Raw genomic sequence first — 23,340 nt, 5'->3', positions numbered from 1 at the left:
AACCGGGACGAGCGCGACAAGGGTTCGAAGGACGAGCACGAGAAGGGCTCGAAGGACGAGGGCGGCTCGAAGAGCGACTACGACAAGGGCTCGAAGAGCGACTACGACAAGGGCTCGAAGGACGAGCACGACAAGGGTGAGAAGCCGCGGGGCGGCGTTCACGCCGGCGGTGGCGGTCTGGCTGAGTCCGGCACCATGGCCGCCGGCTCAGTGCTGCTGCTCGGAGGCCTCGGCGCCGGGGCGTACATGCTGCGTCGCCGCAGCGCCTCCGGTCCTTCGTCCATCTGACAGGCCGTTCAGCCGCAGGTGACACCGCATGTCGCGGCCGCCGCCCACCCCGGGCGGCGGCCGCGGCCGGTACTGTCCGCCGCCTCCCCGCTCCCGCTGCCCGCTTCCCGACTGTGAAAGGCCCCAGCTCTCATGGCCGCCTCACCACAGCACGTACCGCCCGGCACGTCCCGCACCGCGCACCGGCCCGGCCCCATCGCGCGCGCCCTGCGGTGGCCCGCTCTCGCCGTCGCGTTGGGTGCCCTGCTTCTGGCGAACTCCGCCCACTCGGACAACCCCCTGCCTCGGCAGCGCCCCGCGTCAGTCGCCTCCGCGCCTGCCAGTCCGGCGCCCGCCCTCACGAAGAAGCCTCCCGCGGCTACCGGTCTTGCGCTGCCCCGGTCCCTTCCGACGCGGCTGACCATTCCGCAAATCGCCGTCGACGCGCCGTTCACGCCCTTGTCCCTCGATGCGTCACGGCAGCTCGAAGTGCCACCGGCGGGGGACAAGAATCTCGTCGGCTGGTTCGAGGGCGGCGTGACACCCGGGGAAATCGGATCAGCCATCGTCGTCGGACACCTCGACACCAGCAGCGGGCCGGCCGTCTTCGCCTACCTCGACTCCCTGCAGGCCGGCAGCACGGTGCACATCACCCGCCAGGACAAGAGCGTCGCGACCTTCGAAGTCGACTCGGTGGAGACCTACCGCAAGGCGGACTTCCCCAGCGACCGGGTCTACGCCGATACGCCTTCCCCGCAACTGCGCCTGATCACCTGTGGCGGCTCCTATGACCGCAGGGCCAAGGCCTATGACGCCAACGTCGTGGTGTTCGCGCATCTCGCGTCGGTGACCAAGCCGAAGCCGACCTCATGACCCATGCACAACGGGGCCTCCACCCGGCCGCTCAGGACACCACCTCGTCCGGGGTCGCGCGAGCCCCCGTACGTCATGAGTACTGCCGCCGTGAATCGCCCCGACGCGCATGACTCCAGGCTGCATCCGACACAGCGGGCGGCATGCCCACGGCAGCCGTTGAAGAGTGAGGGAGCATCAGGTGTGGGCGCACGCCGGATCCTCGGCGCGACCGTGATGTCCGCCGCCCTGGTCGGGACCACGTGCACCGACGGCAGCCCCGCCGTGGCGCGGACGAACGCGTCCGCGGCGGGTTGCACGGCACCGGCCCTGGAGACGATGGCGATACGTGACCGGACGAGCGTCAGCGGCACGGCCCTGGCCCAGCTGAACAAGGGGGAGACCGCGCCGTCCCCCCGCCGGATGACTGCAGCGGCTCGTACACCAAGTGCGCTGCCACCAGTTCCCGTTGGGTCAAGGTCACGAAGCGCGGCGTCACCGGTTACGTGGTCGGCACCTGTGTGAAGCGGCCCACCTGACCCGGCGGGCGACCGGTTGGGAGGGGCCCGGACGCAGCGTCCGGGCCCCGCCCTTCTGCCGACCTTCCGGCAGGGACCCCCGCCCTTCTGCGGACCTTCCGGCAGGGACCCCCGCTCGCTCGCCGATACGCACCAGCGCGACCGTGATTCCGCCTGACGCGCCAGGAGGGCGCGGTCCGGAGACGAGGAGCGGATGCCTCGTCCGATCAACGGTCCCCGTCTTCTTCCGGCCGAGCGTCTGTCTCCCTGAGTTGGTACAGCTCCGGCACCGAGACCTTGATCGGCTCCTGCGTGGTCCGTGCGATCACGACGACCACGGGCTCGTTCGGGTCCGGGTTCTCCTCGCGGTGCGGGACGAACGGGGGGACGAGCAGGAAGTCGCCGGGACCGGCGGAGATCCGTACCTCCCGCGTCCCGTCGTGGTAGACGAACACCGGGTGCCCGCTGACCACGTAGATCCCCGCCTCCGAAGCACCGTGGTGGTGGTTGTCCGTCGCGCTCAACGGCGGGTTCTCCACCAGCCCCATCCAGAGCTTCTTGGAGCCGACGGTGCCGCCGCTGAGAGCGGCGTAACCATCCAGCTCGCCGGCTCGCACATGGTGGACGCGGTTGCTCGGCGGTGTGTCGCTGTCGCCGGTGCTCAGTGCGGACCCGACGCCTTCGTGGGTGGTCATCGTGTGGTCTCCTGGCTGTGGTTGACGGCCTTGTTGGGTGAGCACCAGGCTGCGGCCACGGTCCTGAGGCGACAAGCGTTGTTGCCGTCGTGGCAACGCGAACGCGTCCGAAGCGCAGGGAACTTCCCTGCCCGGCATCGACTTCGCGCCCCCTCGGGCCGGGCTCGGCCGGCCGCGTCCGACGCCGAGGCCCCGGTGTGGAACAACCGCACGCGGCGGAGCTTTTGGCGTGAGAACGCTGTGGGACGGTCCACGCTGCACGGCGCGCGGACCGTCGGTGGCCTCCCTTGCGAGGGACCGACGACCCGGTTGTTCCGCGTCGCACAGTGGCGAAGACCGGTATCCGGCGAGTCACTCACCCCGTGCCTTTCCCGGAGCCCCCTCGTGGCGTCGCCGCCCGTGCCGGACCGGCCGCCGCCCCTGGGCACCCTCCGGGACGTCGCCGGACGACCAGGAGGTCACCCTGCGTGACCAGGTGGCGACCATCGCGGTTTCGACCAGCGGAAAGCCATGCGCCGATGTCTCGGATAGGGTGTTTCGGTAGGAATTTTCTCCGTAGGGAATGTCTCCCGGGTTAGGGCGATGCATTGGACACCTACCGGTCGACGAGTGAGGTGCCGGAACAGCCTCCGGTGGCTGTCGGGTACGCCGGGGTGCTCCGCGAACTGCTTCCGATGGCCCTGTGGCGGGAGGACGCGGACGGGCGCGTCGTGGAGTGGTCGCTGGCCGCCCAGGACCTGCTCGGTCACCGCTCCGAGGACGTCCTCGGCCGCCCCGCCTCCTCCATTCTGGTCCCCGAGGGCAACGGAGAGCTGGCCGCTCAGCTGACCCGCCGGGTCCAGGCGGGGGAGACCGTGGTGGGAACCCTGTCCGTACGGCATCGCGATGGTCACAAGGTGACCATGGAGACGTGGATCGTCCCGGCCACCGACGCGCAGGGACGGGCGGGGGCCATGCTGATCGCGGTGGAGACCTCGTGCGTCCTGCGCATGCGGGACTCCCTGGCGGCTCTGGAGAGCCTGTTCACCCAGTCGCCCATCGGCCTGGCCACACTCGGTCCTGACCTGCGGTTCCTGCGGGTCAACGACGCCTTGGCCCGGATGAACGGCGTCTCCGCCGCCGAGCACCTCGGCAAGCGGCTCACGGAGGTCGTGCCCGGGGTCAACGCCACGGCGCTCGAGTCGATGATGCAGCGGGTCCTGGACAGCGGTACTGCCGTCGTCGACGCCCGCCGCACCGGCCGGACCGCGGCCGACCCCGGCCGCGACCGGACCTGGTCCTGCTCCTATGCCCCGCTGCTCGACAGCGCCGGCCGCACGCTGGGGCTGATCGCCTCCCTCATCGACATCACCGCGGGCCAGCAGGCGCAGATCGACGCCGAACGGGCCCGGCACCGCTTCGCTCTGCTCGCCGAGGCGGGCACCAGGATCGGCACCACCCTGGACCTGCGGCAGACCGCTGAGGAAGTGGTGCAGGTGCTCGTGCCCCAGCTCGCCGACTCGGCCGACGTACAGCTGCTCGAAGAGGTTCTCGAACCCGACGAGGCGGCCGCGTCCACGCACGGCGTGGTCCGTCGGCTGGCGGCCGTTTTCCCCGATCCGTCCGCCCCCACGGCGAAACTGGTGCCGGGGACGACTTCCCGGATTCCGCCCGGCTCGCTGTACGAACGGGTCATCGCCGACGGCCGGCCCATCAACCTGTACAGGTCCGACGTCCCGGCGCTGATCACCGACCCCCGCGCCGACCGGCTGCGGGACTACCTCATGACCCTCGGCTCCGCGCGCCTGATCCCCCTGGTCGCCCGCGGGAAAGTGCTCGGCGCGGTCGTGGTGACGCGGGTCCGCAGCCGCGAGCCGTTCGACGAGCAGGACTGCGTCCTCGTCGACGAACTGGTCGCCCGCGCGGCGTTGAACATCGACAACGCGCGTATGTACACCAGCCAGCGGCAGGCGGCCCTCACCCTGCAACGCAGCCTGACGAACAGCGCGCTCCCCGATGTCACCGGCCTCGAACTCACCGGGCGTTACCTGCCCGCCAGCGACCACGACGTCGGCGGCGACTGGTTCGACGTCATCGCGCTGCCCGACGGCAGAACCGGACTCGTCATCGGGGACGTCATGGGCCACGGGATCCACGCCGCGGCCGTCATGGGCCAGCTGCGCACGGCGGTACGCACGCTCGCCCGGCACGACATCGATCCCGCCCGGATGCTTCGCTCCCTCGACGCGGTCGTGGCCGACCTGGGGCCGGACGAAATGGCGACCTGCGTCTACGGCGTCCACGACCCGGCATCCGGTGAATGCGTGATCGCCCGAGCCGGCCACCCCCCGCCCGCCGTGGCCGTGCCCGCGCCCGGTGAGGCGATCACCTTCCTCGACGGCCCGTCCGGCACGCCACTGGGGACGGGAGAGCGGGATTTCCGGACCGAACGGGTGCCCCTGCCTCCCGGGAGCGTGCTGGTCCTGTACACGGACGGCCTCATCGAAGCCCGGGACAGGGACCTCGACCAGGGCATGGCCCAGCTCGCTCGGGCGCTGCGAGACCGTGACCAGCCTTTGGACGAGTTGTGCGACGGTGTCCTCGGACATCTGCTGCCCTGCCCCGCCCAGGACGACGTGGCGGTCCTCCTGGCCCGCACCCGGCGCACATGAAGCTCAGCCCCGGGACGGAAGGGGAACGGGGGGTGCCCGCGTCACCGGGTGGTCCAGGGCGGCTCGCCCGCACCGCGAGCGGATACGTGCGTGGACGTGCGGCCCCGGACTCCGGAAGCCGGAAGTTCAGCGGGAGGTGTCGAGCACCAGCTTGCCGACGGACCTGCGGGCGCGGAGGTCCTGATGGGCGCGTGCCGCCTCCGCCAGCGGATAGACGCCGCCGACCCGGGGCGTGAGGCGTCCGTCCCCGACCATCTCCAGCAGCTCGGACATCGGCTCCCGGTACATGCCGGGTCGGCCGATCGCGTGCATCAGCCAGAAGCCGACGACCGCCCTGGAGCGGCCCATCAGCTGAGCGGCATGGACCGGCTCAGGGGTCTGCCGGCTCGCCATGCCGTACGTGACGAGCCGGCCGAACGGCGCCAGGGCGGCGAGGGACTCCTCGAAGACCCGGCCGCCGGCCATCTCCAGGACGACGTCGACCTTCCGGCCCCCGTTGGCCTCCACCAGCCGTTCCTTCAGGCCCTCCGCATCGGCGTCGACGGCCACGTCCGCGCCCAGGGCGAGGGCGAGGTCGCGCTTGTCCCGGGTGGAGGCGGTGGCGATGACACGTCCGGCTCCGAACGCCTTCGCGAGCTGGACGGCGAGCGAACCGGTGCCGCCGGCGGCGGCGTGCACGACGAGCGACTCGCCCGCGGCGACGCGTCCGCTGGTGCGGAGCAGGTGCCAGGCGGTCAGGCCCTGCACGATCAGGGCCAGGGCCTGACCGTCGCCCACCGCATCGGGGACGTCGATCGCCAGGTCCTCCCGGACCAGCGCCTTCTCGGCGTAGCCGCCGTAGTTGTCCGCGAGGGCGACGACCCTCCGCCCGTCCTCCGTACGGCCGACCACCTCACCGCCCGGGATCATGGGAAGAGCGGAACGGGACAGGTACGAGTCCTCGACCGCGTGCGTATCCGCGTAATTGACGCCGGCCGCCGAGACGTCGATCAGCAGGCGGCCGGGCTCGGGGCGGGGGTCGGGGACCTCCACCAGTCGCAGCACTTCCGGCCCGCCGAACTCGGTGACGTGTATCGCACGCATCGTCGCTCCTCACTTCCTGGCATGTCCCGCGGGTACTCCGCGGAGCCCACGGCGTACGCTCCCACCAGGCACGGGACATTACCAACTGCTCAGTATGTGAACTGTGCCACAGTGCCACCTCAGCCCAGAGTGGCAACCGCTCCCCTGAGTACGAGCCCGCATCCGATCACCAGGACGACCGCTGCCGTGGCGAGCGGTGCCAGGCGGTGGGCCAGGGAAAGCGCCCGGCTTGGTGGCCGCCGCGCCAGCCTGCGCACGGTGGTGTCCCGCAACCGCACCACCGCGAACCCGGCGCCCGCGAGCGTGAGCGCCAGCCCGGCTCCGTACGCCAGGACCAGGAGGAAGCCGAACCATGCCTGGCCGAGGGCTGCCGCGCCGATCAGCACGACGACGGCGGACGGACTGGGGACCAGCCCGCCGGCCAGGCCGAGGAGGATCACACCGCGCAGGCCGGGAGCGGGAGGGACATGGGTGTGGTCATGGCCGTGGCCGTGGGTATGGCCCTGGTCATGGTCATGGGCTCGGTGGTCGCCGGGGCCATGCGCGCCCCGCGTCCCGTGGTGTCCCCGCCGGTGGTGGTCCGTGACTGTGGCCACCCGGGAGCCGGCGGGGGTTTCCCCGGCGGCAGTCCGGTGGGCAGCCACGAGAGCGGGCACCCGCTCCCCGTCGTGTCGGTGCTCGGTGTTCTCCCTGTGTCCGCATTCGTGCCCGTGCCCGTGCCCGTGTTCATGGGCTTGGGCGTGGACGTGGCCATGGGTGGGCCCGTGTCGGCGATGCCGTTGGTGCCACGCCCTGCGCAGCAGCAGCGCGCCCGCGACTGCGACCAGGGTGCCGCTCGCGATGCCCAGCCACGACACCACGGTCGGCGCCGCTGCCGAGCCCGCGGTGATCAGGGCACCCAGGGCGAAGACGCCCAGGGTGTGGGTGAGGGTCACCGAGGCTCCGAGGGCCAGCATGTCGCGCAGGGAGCTGCGGCCGCCCGCCGCGGCGGCGGCCGCCATCATGGTTTTGCCGTGTCCCGGTGCCATCGCGTGCAGGGCGCCCAGCAGTACGGACGCGCCCAGCGCGAGCACCGCGAAGCCCATGGTCAGGTCGTGCCGGGCCACCAGCCCGGTCAGCGCCTGCGCCCAGCGGTCCGCCCCGCGCGGCAGTACGCCCGTCGCCGGGGAAGCGGCACCGTTCACCTCGTCCTCGGCGCGGGCGGCCGTCGACCCGCCGGGGCGGACGCTGAGGGTGGCCGACCGGGAGTCGGGTGGCGAGGAGAGAAGATCGTCGGGGTAGGCGGTCAGCCGCCGAGAAACGGAGTCGCCGGGCACGTCCGAACCCGAGAGCGTCATCCGGTCGCCCCGCGCCGTGATCTCCCGCCACCCCGCTCCGGACGAGACGTCCGCCGGGCGGAACGAGATACGCAGGCGCTCGTCGCGCGGCAGAGCCGCCGTCATCGCGCAGGTGACCCGCAGCGTCTGCAACCCCGCCTGCCCCGCGAGCGCCTGCGCCTTCGCGCTCCCCGGGACCCGGGCGCCGCCCGCCGAGAGGGGAAGCGCCTTCCCGTCCCCGATCGTGAGCCGAGCACCCCTGGCCGCAGTGTCGCACCGCGTCCGGGCCCATGCCGCCAGTTCTGTCGGGGCGAGCCGACCGTCCCCGTCGGTGTCGATACGGCCTCGCTCCTGCGAGGCCGGGATCTCCGCGAGGTCCTCCACATGGTCCACACGCAGCTTCCCCGGCGCGACGACGAGACCGGCGTACTGACTGACGGTGAAGTTGCCCAGAGGGTGTGCTTGCGCCGTCCCGGCGGGAAGCAGGGCCAGGGTCGCGCCCGACACCAGCGCGGTGAGAGCCCAGGCGGTGACACGGCGGCTCGTGAATCTCCGGCGGTTCATGACGCTCCCCGGGGCCGGGACAGTGAGGACAGGACGGAGGCGGCCTCGCGGGCCCCCGTGGGGGAGAAGCCGGAGTTCAGATCAAGCGCGGCGCGCAGATCGCGGCGCGCGCCCCCGTCGTCGCCCAGAGCGCGCCGGATCATGCCCCGATGGAAGAGGAAGGAGGCGTTGCGGTAGCCGGGTGACAGGGCCATCGCCTTCTTCGCGTACGTCAGCGCCTCCTCGTCCTTTCCGTTCTTGTGCAGCGCCCAGGCGAGCGCGTCCGCCGTGTGCACGCTCCGGCGGCGGGACCATTCGGCGCGCGCGGAGGTCAACGCCCCGGCGGCGTCGCCGTGGTCGGCCTCGATGAGCGCGGACTCCGGATCGGTGGCTGCGCCGTTCGCGCGGGCCAACCGGGTCCACGCGCGGACGAGTGCGTACTGTTCTCCGGCCCGTCGGCGCTCTCCGGCCACTTCGTACAGCTCGGCCAGGGCGGCGAGCCGGCCCGGCAGGGGGTGGCGCCGTACGACCTCTTCGAGATCGCTCACCGCACGCCTCGTCTCACCCAGCGCGGCATGGGCGCGACCTCGCCCCTCCAGAGCCGGCACATACGCGGGTGCGGCAGCCAGCGCGGTCGCGAAGTGGGCCAGCGCCTGCCGGAACTGCCCGTGATCAAAGGCCAGTTGGCCCAGAGCGGTGGAGACGTACGCCACGTCGGCGCTGCTGAACGCCGAGTCCAGCGCCCGCAGCAGTACCCGACGCGCTCCCGGCGCATCGCCGCGCAGCTCCAGGACGTACGCGTAGCGCGTGAAGACGGGGATGCCCGGGCGCCGCCGGTCGGCGACTTCCGCGGCTCGCAACGCCTCGCCGTAGCGCCCCAGTTCGACGAGGGCGTCGACCCGGCCGGACAGGGCCCGCTCGCTGTACGGGTTCACCCGCAGGGCACGGTCCGCGTGGCTCAGCGCCGCTGTGAAGTCGTGGCGCGCGGCGGCCAGTGTCGCCTGCCCGGCGAGCGCGGCGTCGTTCTCGTCGGCGGGACGCAGCGTCAGCGAACGCTTGAGCGCCTTCTCCGCCTGCGGATACCGGGCCGGATCCCCGCTGGTCCGCGCCTGTTCGACATACGCCGCACCCAGCGCCGCCCAACCGGTGGCGTCCCGGGGCTGTGCCTTGAGGTGCCTCTGCAGTGCGTCGATGCCCCGCGCGAGATCCCCCGCCGCCAGCCGCTCCACGGGCACATCGGCCGCGAGTGACGGCGGTGCCTGCGCGGACCGGTCCGTGTCCCCTCCGGCCCCGAACGCCACCGAAGTGGCGGTGAGGCCCAGAGCCACCGCCACGACTGCCGCGACACGCCACCTCCCCGGCCCGGGCGTCGGTCCGGGGAGCCGCCCTCGCCCGCGTCGGCGCGGGAACTGAGGCTTCCGTACGAGCATCGGTCTTGCCTTCCTCGGTGTTCTGAGTGGTGGCACCCGGAAGCGCCATGGGGACGAACCGATGGCGCTGCCGGGTGCCACAGCCGGGGTGTGACGGGGGCCGACCGCCCGGACGGCCCGACCGCTTGAGGTCGCCCCGGCGTGGTCGGTCGAGCGCGGTCAGCCGAGCCAGGACCGGCGTTCGGGGCGGCGGCGGGAACGCATCCAGGCCATGCCGAGGCCGAGCAGCAGGACACACGCTGCCCCCGAGGCCGCCGAGACGAGCATTACCGTGTCGTCGTCCCACGATGCGGCGAGGGAGGACGCCCCGCCCGTCAGGCCCGTGGTGGCGTCGGCCTTGGTGGACACATCCGCCGCATGGGTGTCGGAGCCGGCGGTGGGCAGGGCGACGTACGGGAAGCTGCGGCCGAACTCCTTGTCATTGGCGTTGACGGCATCACCCAGGTCGTTCTTCGCACCGACGAGCTCGCCCTCGACGACCTGCAACGCGATGTCCAGCACGTCGTCCGTCAACCGCCGCCCGTTGGGGAAGCCCGCGTTGTCCCCGTCCAGTACACCGAGCCGCTTCGGTTCCGCGGCCGGCTTGATGGAGGTGTTGAGGCGCAGCATCTCCGACGGCGTGCCCTGCGGGGGCTGGTTGAGGTCCTCGACTCCGGTCAGGAACACCGACACGAGATCGTCGCGCGGCTCCGCCGGGGCCTTGATCTTGTAGATGCCCTCGATGAGCTTGGGCAGCTCGGGCTCGGTGACGTTCTTCAGGAAGTCCCCGTCGTTCTCGGGGGAGGACGCGTTGAACTTGTCCTTGTCTTTGACCGGGTTGACGACCTCGTTGACCAGCGGCATGCCGAGCCGCGACACCCGCGTCCAGTCCCCGGAGGCGTTCTTGCGCTCGGTCGTCGTATAGATGCCGACGACCGGCTGCTCCTCGGACTGCCGGAGGTAGGAGCTCGGCACCTGCAAGGCGATCGTGTTGACGTTGTAGCCCTTGAGCGTGTCGTTCCCGACCTCCGACAGGTCACCGCCGTACAGGAGGTCGAAGACCCGCAGATCGAGGAAGAACGGGTCGTCGGCCTGACCGGCGAAGGCCTTGAGCCCGCCGGGGATCTCGCGTACCGCCTGGTCGCGCAGCTTCTGGTAGTCGGGCATCGACGCCTTGCCGACGTTCGAGGGCGCGACCGGCAGCCGCTTCGCCAGTTCATGGCGCGAGGCGACCTTGCCGTGCTTCAGCCGCAGCAGCTCGACGTCGTACGTCTGGGTGAAGTTGAGATCCGGGTCGTCCAGGCTCTCCACCACACCGGTGTTGTAGAGGAAGGTGTTCTCGTTCTTGCGGTGGTCCTGGAACGTGAACCGGTACAGCAGGTCGTCCCGCGCGTCACCGTCGCTGTCGATGTGGATGTCGTAGCGCGCGTCGTTGGCGAACGTGTAGAAGTTCGGACCGCCCGCCGGCTCCTGGAACGGCAGCCAGTTGGCGACCAGCGTCGTGGAGTCGGGATGGTCGGGGCTGACGAACGCGTACACGTCCGTGTTGTCGAACTGGGGCTGGCCCGAGATCAGGGGCGCCTCCCGGTGGCTGGAGGCGGTCGCCGTCTCGGGCCGCAGCGCGCTCACGCCGGCAGCCGCGAGCCCCCCGGCGGCCAGCGCACCACAGGCGAGCAGCGCGACGCTCCCGCGCCCCCGCCCTCGCCACATCCGTCCGCTTCTGGTGGTTGCGGTCATCCTGTCCGCCCTTCCTCAGTCATCGCGTCCGTTCCGGATTTCCTGTGGGGCAGTACGTGCGCCACAGCCGTTCTGCTCGGCCTGATCGATATGAGATCGACGGGGTCCCGAGGCGCGCGGGGCGGCGCGTCCTGCGGCGTGCACACGCGGTCACGCAGGTGACGAGTGTCCCGACCGGGCGCTCGCGACCGTCGGTACGGCGTCGACGCCCTGCCCCCGGCCCACGGCCCCCGGGCCCTGGAACCTCGCCGCGGCGGCCCGTACCTCGATGTCGTACTGCCCGCCGGGCGGACCGCCGTGACGGAGCAGGGGGATACGGAACGTGCGCTCCTGCGGTGCGCGCTCTTCCCGGCCCACACCCACCGGCCCCCGCACATCGTCGTGCGGGTGCGCGGCCTCGGGGGGCGACGAGACGGAACCATCGGCCGGCGGCCGGTCCGGCCGCATGGCCGGTCCGGGCCGGTCCGGCGCCAAGGCGCCGTTGGCGAGCATCGACGAGGCCACGAGGAGACCACCTACCGCGCCGGCCCCGCAGACCCCCGCCCAACGTCCGCGCTCGGCCACCAGCCGCGACCGCCCGCGGCCTGCGGCGCCCACGCCGCAAAGAGCAGTGGGTGACGGCGCATCCGGGGCCGCTTCCGGCCATGGGGCGGTGTGCGACTCGGCAGAGGTCGAGGAGGCCACGCACCCACGCGTCCACAACGGTTCCACCATGACGGGCGGGGGAGTGACGGCCCGTGTACCGCCTGCTCCCGGTGGCGCCTGCTCAGACCGGGGGGAATCAGGGTCCACGCCTCCGCCGTACAGCCCCGGTGCGGTCCCGTGGAGTTCGGCGCGTGCGGCTTCCAGGTCGTCCAGCACCTTCTGGAAGGAGTCCATGATCGATTGCGCGGAGGCAGGGTCCGCACCGGGAGTGCGCAGGGATTCATCGTTGTCGACTTGCATGAGGTCGACTTGCACGGGGTCAACTTGCACGGGCACTGCTCCTCGGTCGACATCCACGGATGCCCGGTCCCTGTCAGTGAGGGGATGCCTTGCAGTCGACAGAGGGGCATCGGAACGTTGGGGTACGTGCCTGCCGCGGCGAGCGCGGCGGCGACCGCAAGGTCGTATCGTCGACAAGGAGTACGCACCGAGCCGGAGTTCGTCTCATCCGGCTCGCGTGCGGCCGAGGAGCGCGAGGTCCGCGCAGTACCCGCCCCTGAGGGAGCCCCGCCCGGCCGCACGGCCGGCTGTCGGGCGCCGAGCCCGGCCGTACGACGTACGGAGTGACCACCCCGAGCGCCCATCCGACCTCCTTCCGGAGCACTCGTCCCGGCACTCGTCCCGGCACTCGTCCCGGTGTACGCCCGGCCCGTCCGGCGGCCGGCTTCAGGACGGTTCGGCCGCCAGGTCCAGGTCCAGGTGCGGAAGGTGGTGACCGAGGCGCTCCCGCTTGGTCCGCAGGTAGGAGAGGTTCTCCTCGCGCGGGGGTATCAGCAGCGGAACCTGCTCGCTGATCCTGATGCCGTGCCGCCGCAACGCCTCGGACTTGCGCGGATTGTTGGACAGCAGCCGCACGGAGCGCACACCGAGGTCGTGCAGCATCTCCGCCGCGACCCGGTAGTCGCGGGCGTCGTCCGGGAGCCCGAGCGCCAGGTTCGCCTCGACCGTGTCCAGCCCGTCCGCCTGCAGGCGCATCGCGCGGAGTTTCGCCAACAGACCGATGCCCCGGCCCTCGTGCCCCTGGAGGTAGACGAGGACGCCCCGCCCTTCGCGCGCGATGGCCCGGAGGGCCGCGGAGAGTTGCTCGCCGCACTCGCAGTGCCTGGACCCGAAGGCGTCTCCGGTCAGACACTCCGAATGCACGCGGGTGAGGACGTCATCCGCCTCGATATCACCGTGGACCAAGGCTATTTGCTCGTCCCCGCGATCGAGGTCCAGGTAGCCGACGGCGAGAAAATCGCCATGGTCGGTCGACAGTTGTACATTCACCACATGTTCGACACCTGAAGGCCGAGTGATCCCATGGGGTGTCCCGTCCGTATCTATCATGGCCAGATCGTATCGGGTAACCTCCGGCCATGGGCGGGAAACTGATGGACTGTTTCCGGGAGCCCGTCGGTACATTTCGCTCGGCCGGTAGGTGTGGAGCGAAGAGGGAAAGGGGTGGGCGAGATGAGTGTTCCGCAGCCGCGGATTCCGGCATTCGGTATGTTGCCGCTGGGCACCACGACGGAGGATGTGAGGGAGGGGCCGGCCGATATCGCCGTCCTTCCCATAGGGAGTTTCGAGCAGCACGGACCCTTCCTGCCTTTGACGACCGACACCGTCATCGCGTGCGCCATCGCCCGGGAAGTGGCCGCGGTCCACCCCGTGCACCTGCTCCCACCAGTGACGATCTCCTGCTCGCACGAGCACTCCGCCTGGCCGGGGACCGTCAGCATCTCCGCGGCGACCCTTTACTCCGTCGTACGGGACATCGCCGAATCACTCCGCCGCTCCGGTATGGAAAACCTCGTTCTCATCAATGGGCACGGGGGAAACCACGTGCTGCGCAATGTGGTTCAGGAGTCCGTCGGCAGCGGTACGCGCATGGCCCTTTTCCCGGGGGCGGCCGACTGGGGCGATGCGCGGGAGCGGGCCGGCGTTCTGACGTCTTCGCACAGCGATATGCACGCGGGTGAAGTGGAGACGTCCATCCTGTTGCACGACCATCCGGAACTGGTCCGGCCCGGATACGAGACCTCCGATTTTCTCGCCGACGACCGGAAGCACTTTCCTTCCCTCGGTACCGGCGCCTACACGGAATCCGGCGTGATCGGCATGCCGTCAAGGGCATCGGCCGAAAAGGGGAGGAAGCTGCTGGCCGCCCTCGTCGATTCATTCGCCGAATACCTCTCCGTCCTGGCTCCCACGGAATCGCGGCGGGGGACGCGGTGACCGGCCCCACCGCGAGCCACGCCGCTCGCACGCTCGACGCCGCCGAAGCCTGGGAGCGGTTGCGCCGCGTCCGGACCGAGGCGGACGCCCGGTCCGCCGGGGTGGTCCGTGGGGCGGACGGCCGGGTCAGGTGGCGGAACGCCTCGGCCGAGGCGGACGTCCTGGCCGACCGCTATCTGCCGCTCTGCCTGGCGGGTCCGCAGGTCACCTTCGCCCAACTGGGGCAGAGCCTGGACGGTTTCATCGCGAGCCGCACCGGCGACGCCGACTACGTCACCGGCGAGGAGGACCGCGAACATCTGCACCGTATGCGCGCCCTCGCCGACGCGGTGGTCGTCGGGGCCGGCACCGCCGTCGCCGACGACCCCCGGCTCACGGTCCGCGCCTGCGCGGGTGACAACCCGGTGCGCGTCGTCCTCGATCCGGACGGCCGGGTACCGCTGGGGCTGCGGGTGTTCACCGACGGGGAGGCGCCCACCCTGTGGGTGGTCGGCGCCGGCGGCGAGCGCGGGCGGGTCGTCGCGGACCGTGACGGCGTCGACGTACTGGTGCTTCCCGACCGCGCGGCGTTCGCCCCGCGACACCTGGTGAGGGAACTCGCGCGCCGCGGTCTGGGCCGTGTGCTGGTGGAGGGAGGCGGCGTCACCGTGTCGCGGTTCCTCCGCGAGGGCGCGCTGCACCGGCTCTACGTCACCGTGGCACCGGTCCTGCTCGGCGACGGCGTCCCCGGACTCGCCTTCCCCGGCCCGGAGCTGATGCGCGACGCGCTCCGGCCGCCGACACGGCGCGTCCTCCTGGGCGAGGACACCCTCTTCGACCTCGACCTGCGGACGCCGCAACCCGGCGAACCACTGGGAGAGGAGCACGCCCGCACCCGGCAGGCTCGCGACGAAGGTCAGTAGCCCGTACACGACGGCGACGGCCAGCCCTTGGGCCGCGCCCATGCCCGCCGCTCCGAAGGCCCAGGCGGTGACTCCCTCCCTGGGCCCCCAGCCGCCGACGTTCAGCGGCAGCGCCATGGCGAGCAGCGCCGGCACCAGCAACGGCAGGAGCGCCGTCGCCGGCGCCGTCGATCCGGCCGCGCGGGCCGCGAGAAGGAACATGGCGAGGTACCCCGCCAGTACCGCGACGGACGACAGCAGCACCCCCGGCCAGCTCCGGCGGGCCGGCAGCCCGGCGCGCGCCTCGGAGAGGGTGGCGCGGACCGTGGTGGAAGCCTTCCGGCGGAGCCTCACGGCTGCCGTGGCGACCAGCCCGCACGCGACGGCGGCAGCCGTCAGGGCACCCGGCACCGTGACGACGCGGCCCGCCTCCACCAGGAACGGTGAGGGGTACACGACCAGCAGCGTCACACCGACGGCGACAAGGACCACCTGGCCCGCCATCCGCTCCAGGACGACCGCGCGGACACCCTGTCCGACGTCACCGGCGCTCTGCCCGTGCCGTACCGCGCGGTGCACGTCACCGAGGACGCCGCCGGGCAGTGCCGCGTTCAGGAACAGGGCGCGGTAGTAGTCGGTGACGGCCCGGCCCAGCGGCAGCCGGATGCCCAGGCCTCGGGCCACCAGACGCCAGCGCCACGCGCTGAGAACGGTCGTGAACAGACCGAGGCCGAGAGCGGTCAGGAGAATGGGAAGGTCGATGCCGCGCAGCCCGTCCAGCAGGGCGCCGCCGCCGTGCCACCACACCACCGCCGTGAGGATGGCGGCCCCCGCCACCATGCCGAGGGGGGCCCGCACCGCCCCCGCCCTCACGCGCCGCCGCCCGTCGACCCGGGCCCGGGCAGGGCGAGCACATCGCTGTGGTGCACCACCGCCCGCAACTCCCCGGCCTCGCAGGCCTCCAGGCGGCGCCGCAGATACGCGGTGGTACGTGGCGCGAGGTCGGGGCGCTGTTCGCGGGCCGCACCGACCCAGCCGCGCAGCCACCGCGCGATCAGCGCGGACTCGGCGCCGCCGAGCCGCCACGGGGCGTCGGCCACCCGTACGGTCATGCCGTGGCGCGCGAACGCCTCGCGGGCCGCCGCGACGGCATCGGGTCCGAGGAGCCGGCGGCCGTGGTCGAGACGGCGCTGATGGTCGTTGAACGCGCCGCCGACCGCCCCGTCCAGCGGGTCGGCGGGGGTCAGCTCGACCCGCCCCACCACGGACAGCGCCAGCAGTGCCGGACAGCCCGCCCCCGCGCACGCCGCCGCCAGCCGGTCCAGCTCCTCCCGCGTGAGCAGGTCCAGCAGAGCGGAGGCCGTCACCAGATCGGTGCCGGTCAGCTCGTCCGCGCTCAGGCGGGCGATGTCACCCCGGTGCGGCGTGACCGTGACACGGCTTCCGTCGGCGGCCGTACGGGGCATCCGCGCGGCGGCCAGGTCGAGTAGACCGGGATCGTGGTCGTGCAGGATCCAGTGCTGGGGGCCGTTCAGCCGGGGGGCCAGCCAGCGTCCCAGGGAACCGGTGCCGCAGCCCAGATCCCGGATCACCAGCCCCGCGTTCCGCCGCGACCGGCCGCCGCGAGTCGGCGAGACCGCCGCAGCCGCCGGTTCCACCGGTTCTGAAGGTTCCACCGGCCCTGACGGTTCCACCGGTTCTGACGTCTCCTTGGGGCTCTCCTGATACGCCGGTGCCACATCCGTCGGCCCGGCCCCGGAGGAGAGGTGACGCCGCAGCGGGGTGAGGAGTTCGGACGCGCGGGCCGCGGCGTCGGCGCCCTCACGCAGCGCCAGCCACTCCGGGGCGTAGCGTGGTCCGTCGGCCGCCTTCACGCCGCCTCCCGGCCGGGTTCCCGCCGGAGCTGTTCCAGCGCCCGGGCGAGGCTCCGGGTGGTCGTCTCCCAGCCGGCGAGCGCGGTGCGCCGCCGTCGCGCGGCGACCTTGGCACGGTGGCGCTCGCCGGGCTCACTCAGCCACCGCCGTAGCGCCGCGGCCAGTGCCGCCGGGTCGCGCGGTGGCACGAGCACGCCCGGGAGGCTGCCGTCGGGCGCGTACCCGACCGCTTCCGGCAGCCCGCCGACGGCCGTGGCGAGGACGGGAACGCCGCGCGCGAGCGCCTCGGTCACGGCCATGCCGTAGGTCTCGGCGTGCGAAGCGAGCACCAGGAGGTCCGCGCCGGCGTAGCTCGCGTTCAGCTCGGGCCCGCTGCGGGGTCCCGCCAGGTGGACGCGGTCGTCGAGACCGTACCGCTCGATCAGCTTCCTCAGCCGTAGGACGTAGTCGGGGTCCTGACTCAACCCGCCGACGCAGACGCAGCTCCATGGCAGGTCCCTGACGGCCGAGAGGGCCTCCACCAGCTCGTGCTGGCCCTTGCGCGGGGTCACCGAGGCGACGCACAACAGGCGTGGGGCGTCGCCGGTACCGGACGAACCCCCCGACGTACCCGGCGACGCGGGGCCCGACGCGCCGCCGGGCGCCAACGGGGCCGTGTCGGCTCCCGGGACGGCGACGTGGACCCGGTCGGCGGCGAGCCCGTGGTGGTCCACGAGCCTGCCGGCCGCCCAGTGACTGGTGGCGACGACCGCCGTCACCGCACGCAGCACCCTGCGCTCCCCGGCGTCCAGCGCCGCCGCCGATTCCGGGGCCGGCCCCGTCTCGTCGCCCAGGGGCAGGTGCACCAGCACCGCGAGGCGCAGCCGCTCGGCCCGGGCCACGACGACGTCGGGTACGGCGCAGGCGACGAGCCCGTCCAGGAGGAACAGGGTGCCGTCCGCCGCCTCATCCAGGACCCGGGCCAGTTCCGCGCGCTCGGCGGCCGTCGGCTGTGGCCACCTGCCCGCGACGACGTGTTGGCGGACCTGCCAGCCGATCCCCGGCAGGTCCCGGCACACCCTGCGGTCGTAGACGCTGCCGCCACTCGGGGCGGCCGGGTCGTCGACAGCGGCGGGCATCACCACACGCACCGAACGCTCGGGCAGGGCGGCGCCGGTCGTCCTCGCGGCGGTCGCGCCGCTCACCGGGCCCGCTCGTAACTCGCCCACGCGATGTGCGATTCATGCAGCGTGACCGCGATGGCGGCCAGTTCGCGGGCGCCTTCGCCCAGCGCCCCCGCGCGCACCCGGTCGGCCAGACGATCGGCGATGACCTTGGCCAGGAACTCCGTCGAGGTGTTGACGCCGGCGAACTCGTCCTCGTCATCGAGGTTGCGGTAGTTGAACTCGGCCACCACGCTGCCCAGTTCGCTCGTGGCGAGCCCGATGTCGACCACGATGTTGTCGGCATCCAGCTCGCCACGGCGGAAGGTGGCATCCACGAGATAGGTGGCTCCGTGCAGTCGCTGCGCGGGTCCGAACACCTCCCCACGGAAACTGTGGGCGATCATGAGGTGCTCGCGGACTGTGACACTGAACAACGGTGGTGACCTCCCGGTCCGGCCTGTGCGGGCGCCTGCCGCCCCTGCCGTTCAGTACGGCCCGGGCACGCCGCGCGTTCAGAGCCGATCCGGGGAGGCGCCGGCCGCGTCGTACACGACCCGGTGGCACAGCCCGGGCAGGTCACCGGCGGCGATCTGGGACAGCACCGAGGGCAGCTCCTCGAAGGCGCACTCGCCGGTGATCAGCGCGTCGAAGGCGGGGTCCGCGAGCAGTTCGAGCGAGAGCGCCAGCCGGTCGGCGAAGGTCCGGTGGGAGCGGCGGGCCGGTGACACCCTCCCCACCTGGCTGGCGCGCACGACCAGACGGCCGGAGTGGAACGCCTCACCCAGCGGCACGCTGACCCGCCGGTCCCCGTACCAGCTGAGCTCCAGGACCGTTCCCTCCGGGGCGAGGAGTTCCAGCGAGCGCGTCAGCCCCGCCTCGGTCGCGCTCGCGTGGACGGCGAGGTCGCAGCCGCCCAGGGCGTCATCGGGGAGCGCGAAGCCGACACCCAGCGCCGCGGCGACGGAGGCGCGGGCGGGGTCGGCGTCGACGAGCTGGACGCGTACGCCGGGGTAGCGCGCCAGGAGCGCGGCGACGGAGCAGCCGATCATCCCGGCCCCGACGACGGCGATCCGGTCACCGATCAGCGGAGCCGCGTCCCACAGGGCGTTCACCGCGGTCTCCACCGTCCCTGCCAGCACCGCACGCCCGGCGGGAACGGCGTCCGGCACCGGCGTCACGGCGGTGGCGGGCACGACGAAGCGGCTCTGGTGCGGGTAGAGGCAGAAGACGGTACGGCCCACCAGGTGGGGCGGCCCCTCCTCGACCGAACCGACGTTGAGGTAGCCGTACTTGACCGGCCCGGGGAAGTCGCCGTCCTGGAACGGCGCCCGCATGGCGGTGTGCTGGCTCTCCGGTACGCCGCCGCGGAAGACGAGGCTCTCCGTGCCACGGCTCACCCCGGAGAACAGCGTGCGCACCACGACGTCGTCGCCGGCCGGCTCCGGGAGCGGAACGTCGCGTATCTCGCCGTCGCCGGGGGAGCGGAGCCAAAAGGCCCGTGCGGTGCGCTTCATCGGCGTCCTGATGGGCGTCCTCATCGGCGTCCTCCTGCTGAACGCTCGGGTGACGGTGCACGTTGTGAAGGTCACGAGGCCGCGCACACCGTACGCGGCGGCCATTGACTCTGTCACACGTCCGGAGGGTGCCCCGTGTCGGTGGGCGACGTATCCCAGGCAAGTCCGTTGCGCCACGAGCCGGCCGTGGGGGCGGTCGCGCAACTCGTCCTGCTGGTCCTCCTCGGCGCGGTGACCGGGCTGGGACCCGCGGGTTGGCTGACAGGCATCGGGTTCACACTCGTCACCTGGGCCGTGCTCACCCGTGCGCTGCGCCGGTCGTGGCCCACGGCCGCGCCCTTCGGCCCGGCCAACGGCGTCACCCTGGCGCGGACGATGCTCGTCGGGTGCGTCACGGCGCTCGTCGGCGACCTGGTCGCGGACGAGGCCGCGGGCCTCTTCGCGAGCCGGCCGCCCATGGTCCCCCTGATCGCCCTCACCACGGTGGCGCTGGCCCTCGACGCGGTCGACGGCCGGGTCGCCCGGCGCACCGGGACGGCCTCCTCCCTGGGGGCGCGCTTCGACATGGAGGTCGACGCCTTCCTCATCCTCGTGCTCAGCGTCCACGTCGCCCTGTCGATGGGGGCGTGGGTCCTGGCGATCGGCGCCATGCGGTACGTCTTCGTCGCGGCGGCCCGGGTGCTGCCGTGGCTGAACGGGCCGCTCCCGCCGAGCATGGCCCGCAAGACCGTGGCCGCCGTGCAGGGCGTCGTCCTTCTCGTGGCCGGCGCCGGGATCGTCCCGGGCGTGCCGGCGTACGCGGTGGTGGCGGTGGCGCTGGCGCTGCTCGTCTGGTCCTTCGCCCGTGACATCCGGTGGCTGTGGCGCGTCAGGGTTCCGGGCGGCGCCGCGCCCGCCCGGGAGGCGACGCACGCCGGCAGCTGAGGCCCCGGGCCGTACGACACGCGCCCGGCCGGGGTGCCGGCCGGGGCCGTCGAGGGTCAGCCGCCGCTGCCGGGGGTCATCGCGGCCCGTAGGCGGCCAGGAAGCGGTCACGGAAGGCGTCCATGCGCCACACCGGGGCGGCCGGCCCGGGTTTAAGCCCCTCCTGCCAGCCCCAGCCCGAGATCCGGCCCAGCACGGCCGGGTCGCGGGCGACGATCGTGACCGGTACGTCCCGGCCGTGCCGGTTCCGGGTGACCGTCGGGACGGGCTGGTGGTCGCCGAGGAAGACGACCACGGTGTCGTCGCCGCCGTACGTCTCCACGTACGAGATGAGGCTGTTCAGCGAGTACTCGATCGCGCGCCGGTACTCGGTGCGCACCCGGGCGGGGTCCTTCCACACCTCCTTGGGGTCCTTGCCCGCCTTCTTGACGCTCTCGTAGACCGAGCCGTCCCCGATCTCGTCCCAGTCCAGCATGGTGGGGATGGGCGCCCAGGGGTTGTGGCTGGAGGTGAGGATGATCTCCGCCATCAGCGGGTCGCGGCCCGGTTGGCCGTGCTCAAGGCGCTCGAAGGCCGACAGGCTGTACTGGTCGGGCACGGGCGCCCAGCTGAAACCGGGGCCCTCGTACCCGAGGTTCCGGGAGTCGTAGACGTCGTCCAGGCCGTAGAACCGTCCCTCCGGCCAGGCCCGGGTGACGCCCGGCATGACGCCCACCGTCCGCCAGGCGCCCGAGCGACGGAAGGCACCGGTGAGCGTCAGGCGGTCGCCGGCCGTCAGGTCGCGGTAGCGCTGCTGGTTGTCGATCCACAGGCCCGAGGCGAACGTGGCGTGGGCCAGCCAGCTCCCGCCGCCCGCCGTGGGAGACGTGAGGAAGGCGCTCCGGGAGGAGAATCCGGCGGCACCCAGCCGGCGCGACCCGTCCGCGAGCACCGCGCCGACCTCTGACGCCATCTCCGAGTCCTGGACCGCGCTGCGCCCGTAGCTCTCGATGAAGACGAAGAGAACGTCCTTGCCGCGCAGCCCGGTCAGCAGCCGGTCGGCCGGGGTGCCGCGGAAGGAGTCGACGGCGGACTCCTCGGCGAACGCCTCCCGGTCCGCCAGGCCGGCGCGCACCTGCTGTACGCGGCTCTGCGCGAGCCCGGCCGTGCTCCGGGCGGCGACCGCCGTGCCCGAGACCTGGACACCGAGCGCCGCGCAGAGGACCCAGAGGGTCCCGACGGCCAGGGTGGCGCGGGTCGCCAGGGCACTGTGCCGGACCACGAGGCGGCTGAGCCGGACGACGGACAACACCATGAGGACGAGCAGGGCGACCACGAGCAGCGCGACCCCGATCGTGGCCCCGAACGCGCCGGCCCGGCCTATGGAGTCGCCGAGGAACTCCTGGGCGTCGTCGAACAGGATCCAGTCGAGCACCGGGTCGAACGGCCGGACGAGCACGGAGCGGAAGCCCATGTCGAGCAGGCTCAGAAGCGTCGACAACCCCAGAACCGTCCCGCCGAGCACGGCAACCACCCGCCTGACCCCCGGCCGCAGCACGAGGAGCAGCGCGACGCCGCATATCGCCTCCCCCGGTATCCGCGCGAACGCGCCGGGCGAGAGACGCTCCGGCTCGTTCGGCAGAAGAAGGGCGACGAACACCAGCACGGTGGCGAGACCCGACGCCACCCACGCCGTGACGCGCCCCACGACCGAGGGCTCGTCCCGTCGGTCGCCTCCCGCGAGGCTGTGCGGGCAGGCGGTGTCACCTGTGCCGGCGCCCCCGTCCGCGACCGTGTTGCTCGGCGGCGGGCCCTTCTCCGCGCTTGGGACGTCCGCGTTCGGCGGCTGACGCGATGCCCGGATCAACACCCGAAGGTCCTTCCGTACGAAACCCGTTGGCACGGCGACACCGCGCCCACCCACGGGCCGGGGCCGCCGTTGGCAGTACGGTTCGCCGACGTTCCCGGTTCAAGCGGCGGGACGGGCGGCGCACCGACGCGGAACGAACCCGGCGCGAAGGACACGTGGCGAGACCCCGACGGGAACCCGCCGGCATCAGCCTTCGCTCCACGGGCCACTGAGAATGTGCGCACTCACCTTTCCAGGAAATCTGAAAAGGACCCAGGCTCAGGAGATTCACATTCCGCCCTGGCGAGAGCCCGCCACATTTCAGCGTAACCGCGCATATGCCGGTGCGTTATGTGGGTTGTTATCGCCCCGGCGATGGCGAACCAATCGTGACCTGCCTGGTTATCACATTTCCTCGTGTGGGAGAGGACCGCATTGTGAATTCGGCACTTTGGCTTCTGCTTGCCTGCGGATCAGCTTGTACGGCACTTTCTGTCTTTTTGCCGTCACCGACCGCCAGGATGCGGACGATCGACATCATCGAACTGCGCCGCCGCCGTCGCATGTTCGAGATTCTCGCGGCGAACACCCGCACCGCCGGAGACCGCCCCACGTCGCCGACTTCGGCGGATGACCCGGCGATGCCGTGAGCGACGTCGCCGGGCGCGCGCCGACATGGCCCATTTCGTTGAGCGCGGTCGACGTCGCGCAGGTCGGGACCTGTTCGTGTCTCGGAACAGGCCCTGGAACGCGGGCTTGCGCGCGGGTAAGCCGCACGCCGAAATGGGATCGCACTCCGCTGCTGCTCACCGAAGGGATCCACTGGGTGCTCCAGCAGCCGGCGGTCCTGGAGCGCAACCACTGCTTCATGACCATCGGCTCCCGGCTGCGCAAGGCGAACGGCACGCTGGACGCCCGCACCCCGGCGATCTGGATCAGCAACGGCACGGGGCGGGACGGCCGCGAACGGCGCAACGCCCCGAAGGTCGGCTGGTGCTGGTGGGGCAACCGCCACACCTGGCTGGGCTTCGCCTCGGCCACGGGCCGCGGGCACTAGGTTCCGCAGAACGGTCCGGCCGCCCCGCCCCGGGGACGGCGCACACAGGTCATCCCGGCCGGGCCCACCGGCCCCCACGGGTCCGGCCGAGGCGGATCGTGCGCGGGGCACCGCCGGAGCGTGC

18 protein-coding genes and 3 pseudogenes are annotated in these 23,340 nt (G+C 72.3%); 8 read left to right on the top strand and 13 right to left on the bottom strand.

Annotated features, from left to right (window positions below; genetic code table 11):
* Both ABZZ38_RS06975 and ABZZ38_RS06970 read left to right on the top strand, forming a co-directional pair.
* Nucleotides 1-288: pseudogene (locus tag ABZZ38_RS06975) on the top strand (hypothetical protein); the annotation flags it as partial.
* A 132-nt stretch (nt 289-420) separates the two neighbouring features.
* Nucleotides 421-1,140, top strand: a complete 720-nt coding sequence (locus ABZZ38_RS06970) for a class F sortase (protein ID WP_356736541.1) — start codon at nt 421-423, stop codon at nt 1,138-1,140.
* Between the two features lie 724 nt (nt 1,141-1,864).
* Here the strand turns inward: ABZZ38_RS06970 and ABZZ38_RS06965 are convergent.
* A complete protein-coding gene (locus ABZZ38_RS06965) occupies nt 1,865-2,332 on the bottom strand; it encodes a cupin domain-containing protein (RefSeq protein ID WP_356736539.1) in 468 nt (155 codons plus the stop codon).
* A gap of 587 nt (nt 2,333-2,919) precedes the next feature.
* Between ABZZ38_RS06965 and ABZZ38_RS06960 the strand changes: the two genes are divergently transcribed.
* Nucleotides 2,920-4,983: a SpoIIE family protein phosphatase gene (locus ABZZ38_RS06960; RefSeq protein WP_356736537.1), complete on the top strand. Its 2,064-nt coding sequence runs from the start codon at nt 2,920-2,922 to the stop codon at nt 4,981-4,983.
* 126 nt (nt 4,984-5,109) lie between these two features.
* Here the strand turns inward: ABZZ38_RS06960 and ABZZ38_RS06955 are convergent, their stop codons facing one another.
* The 6 genes from ABZZ38_RS06955 to ribA form a co-directional block, all read right to left on the bottom strand.
* Nucleotides 5,110-6,066, bottom strand: coding sequence for an NADPH:quinone oxidoreductase family protein (locus ABZZ38_RS06955; RefSeq protein ID WP_356736535.1), 957 nt, complete (start codon nt 6,064-6,066; stop codon nt 5,110-5,112).
* Nucleotides 6,067-6,185: 119 nt separating this feature from the next.
* A complete protein-coding gene (locus tag ABZZ38_RS06950) occupies nt 6,186-7,946 on the bottom strand; it encodes a nickel transporter (protein WP_356736533.1) in 1,761 nt (586 codons plus the stop codon).
* Nucleotides 7,943-9,259 (bottom strand): tetratricopeptide repeat protein, encoded by a 1,317-nt coding sequence (locus ABZZ38_RS06945; RefSeq protein ID WP_356736531.1) that lies wholly within the window; start codon nt 9,257-9,259, stop codon nt 7,943-7,945. Before ABZZ38_RS06945 ends, ABZZ38_RS06950 begins: the two co-directional genes overlap by 4 nt.
* Nucleotides 9,260-9,514: 255 nt before the next feature.
* Nucleotides 9,515-11,071: a DUF4331 domain-containing protein gene (locus tag ABZZ38_RS06940; protein ID WP_356736529.1), complete on the bottom strand. Its 1,557-nt coding sequence runs from the start codon at nt 11,069-11,071 to the stop codon at nt 9,515-9,517.
* A 150-nt stretch (nt 11,072-11,221) separates the two neighbouring features.
* Nucleotides 11,222-11,575: a hypothetical protein gene (locus ABZZ38_RS06935; RefSeq protein ID WP_356736527.1), complete on the bottom strand. Its 354-nt coding sequence runs from the start codon at nt 11,573-11,575 to the stop codon at nt 11,222-11,224.
* 867 nt (nt 11,576-12,442) lie between these two features.
* Nucleotides 12,443-13,105 carry a GTP cyclohydrolase II gene (gene ribA / locus ABZZ38_RS06930; protein ID WP_356736525.1) on the bottom strand — a complete coding sequence of 221 codons (663 nt, stop codon included), beginning with the start codon at nt 13,103-13,105 and terminating at the stop codon, nt 12,443-12,445.
* A gap of 123 nt (nt 13,106-13,228) precedes the next feature.
* Here ribA and ABZZ38_RS06925 point away from each other — a divergent pair, with 123 nt between their 5' ends.
* Nucleotides 13,229-13,993, top strand: a complete 765-nt coding sequence (locus ABZZ38_RS06925; RefSeq protein ID WP_356736523.1) for a creatininase family protein — start codon at nt 13,229-13,231, stop codon at nt 13,991-13,993.
* On the top strand, nt 13,990-14,895 hold the full coding sequence (locus tag ABZZ38_RS06920; protein ID WP_356736598.1) for a RibD family protein: 906 nt from the start codon (nt 13,990-13,992) through the stop codon (nt 14,893-14,895). The genes ABZZ38_RS06925 and ABZZ38_RS06920 overlap by 4 nt, the downstream gene beginning before the upstream one ends.
* Here the strand turns inward: ABZZ38_RS06920 and ABZZ38_RS06915 are convergent.
* The 5 genes and pseudogenes from ABZZ38_RS06915 to ABZZ38_RS06895 form a co-directional block, all read right to left on the bottom strand.
* A pseudogene (locus ABZZ38_RS06915) lies at nt 14,833-15,714 on the bottom strand (lysylphosphatidylglycerol synthase transmembrane domain-containing protein); the annotation flags it as partial. The gene ABZZ38_RS06920 and the pseudogene ABZZ38_RS06915 overlap by 63 nt on opposite strands.
* Before the next feature lie 29 nt (nt 15,715-15,743).
* The gene (locus ABZZ38_RS06910) at nt 15,744-16,748 is read right to left on the bottom strand and encodes a class I SAM-dependent methyltransferase (RefSeq protein WP_356736521.1); all 1,005 of its coding nucleotides are present in this window, start codon (nt 16,746-16,748) and stop codon (nt 15,744-15,746) included.
* Nucleotides 16,745-17,866, bottom strand: a complete 1,122-nt coding sequence (locus ABZZ38_RS06905; RefSeq protein ID WP_356736596.1) for a glycosyltransferase family 4 protein — start codon at nt 17,864-17,866, stop codon at nt 16,745-16,747. Before ABZZ38_RS06905 ends, ABZZ38_RS06910 begins: the two co-directional genes overlap by 4 nt.
* 62 nt (nt 17,867-17,928) lie before the next feature.
* Nucleotides 17,929-18,327, bottom strand: coding sequence for a 6-carboxytetrahydropterin synthase (locus ABZZ38_RS06900; protein WP_356736519.1), 399 nt, complete (start codon nt 18,325-18,327; stop codon nt 17,929-17,931).
* A gap of 78 nt (nt 18,328-18,405) precedes the next feature.
* Entirely contained in the window at nt 18,406-19,407 is a 1,002-nt protein-coding gene (locus ABZZ38_RS06895) for a zinc-binding alcohol dehydrogenase (RefSeq protein WP_356736594.1), read from the bottom strand.
* A 168-nt stretch (nt 19,408-19,575) separates the two neighbouring features.
* Between ABZZ38_RS06895 and ABZZ38_RS06890 the strand changes: the two genes are divergently transcribed.
* Nucleotides 19,576-20,331 (top strand): CDP-alcohol phosphatidyltransferase family protein, encoded by a 756-nt coding sequence (locus ABZZ38_RS06890; protein WP_356736517.1) that lies wholly within the window; start codon nt 19,576-19,578, stop codon nt 20,329-20,331.
* A 76-nt stretch (nt 20,332-20,407) separates the two neighbouring features.
* Here the strand turns inward: ABZZ38_RS06890 and ABZZ38_RS06885 are convergent, their stop codons facing one another.
* Nucleotides 20,408-22,018, bottom strand: coding sequence for a sulfatase (locus ABZZ38_RS06885; RefSeq protein ID WP_356736515.1), 1,611 nt, complete (start codon nt 22,016-22,018; stop codon nt 20,408-20,410).
* A 662-nt stretch (nt 22,019-22,680) separates the two neighbouring features.
* Between ABZZ38_RS06885 and ABZZ38_RS06880 the strand changes: the two genes are divergently transcribed.
* Together ABZZ38_RS06880 and ABZZ38_RS06875 are read left to right on the top strand one after the other, a co-directional pair.
* Nucleotides 22,681-22,809, top strand: coding sequence for a hypothetical protein (locus ABZZ38_RS06880; protein ID WP_356736514.1), 129 nt, complete (start codon nt 22,681-22,683; stop codon nt 22,807-22,809).
* 140 nt (nt 22,810-22,949) lie between these two features.
* Nucleotides 22,950-23,216: pseudogene (locus ABZZ38_RS06875) on the top strand (DUF5701 family protein); the annotation flags it as partial.
* Between the last annotated feature and the right edge of the window lie 124 nt (nt 23,217-23,340).

This window comes from Streptomyces sp. NPDC006368 (assembly GCF_040612535.1).
Classification (GTDB): domain Bacteria; phylum Actinomycetota; class Actinomycetes; order Streptomycetales; family Streptomycetaceae; genus Streptomyces.
This window is presented reverse-complemented; position numbering and strand designations above follow the sequence as displayed.

Excerpts from the sequence above, each read along its gene's own strand:
- ABZZ38_RS06955 (WP_356736535.1), bottom strand. The coding sequence starts at position 6,066 with ATGCGTGCGATACACGTCACCGAGTTCGGCGGGCCGGAAGTGCTGCGA.
- ABZZ38_RS06905 (WP_356736596.1), bottom strand. The coding sequence starts at position 17,866 with ATGCCCGCCGCTGTCGACGACCCGGCCGCCCCGAGTGGCGGCAGCGTC.
- ABZZ38_RS06950 (WP_356736533.1), bottom strand. The coding sequence starts at position 7,946 with ATGAACCGCCGGAGATTCACGAGCCGCCGTGTCACCGCCTGGGCTCTC.
- ABZZ38_RS06965 (WP_356736539.1), bottom strand. The coding sequence starts at position 2,332 with ATGACCACCCACGAAGGCGTCGGGTCCGCACTGAGCACCGGCGACAGC.
- ribA (WP_356736525.1), bottom strand. The coding sequence starts at position 13,105 with ATGATAGATACGGACGGGACACCCCATGGGATCACTCGGCCTTCAGGT.
- ABZZ38_RS06880 (WP_356736514.1), top strand. The coding sequence starts at position 22,681 with ATGCGGACGATCGACATCATCGAACTGCGCCGCCGCCGTCGCATGTTC.
- ABZZ38_RS06895 (WP_356736594.1), bottom strand. The coding sequence starts at position 19,407 with ATGAAGCGCACCGCACGGGCCTTTTGGCTCCGCTCCCCCGGCGACGGC.
- ABZZ38_RS06940 (WP_356736529.1), bottom strand. The coding sequence starts at position 11,071 with ATGACCGCAACCACCAGAAGCGGACGGATGTGGCGAGGGCGGGGGCGC.
- ABZZ38_RS06970 (WP_356736541.1), top strand. The coding sequence starts at position 421 with ATGGCCGCCTCACCACAGCACGTACCGCCCGGCACGTCCCGCACCGCG.
- ABZZ38_RS06925 (WP_356736523.1), top strand. The coding sequence starts at position 13,229 with ATGAGTGTTCCGCAGCCGCGGATTCCGGCATTCGGTATGTTGCCGCTG.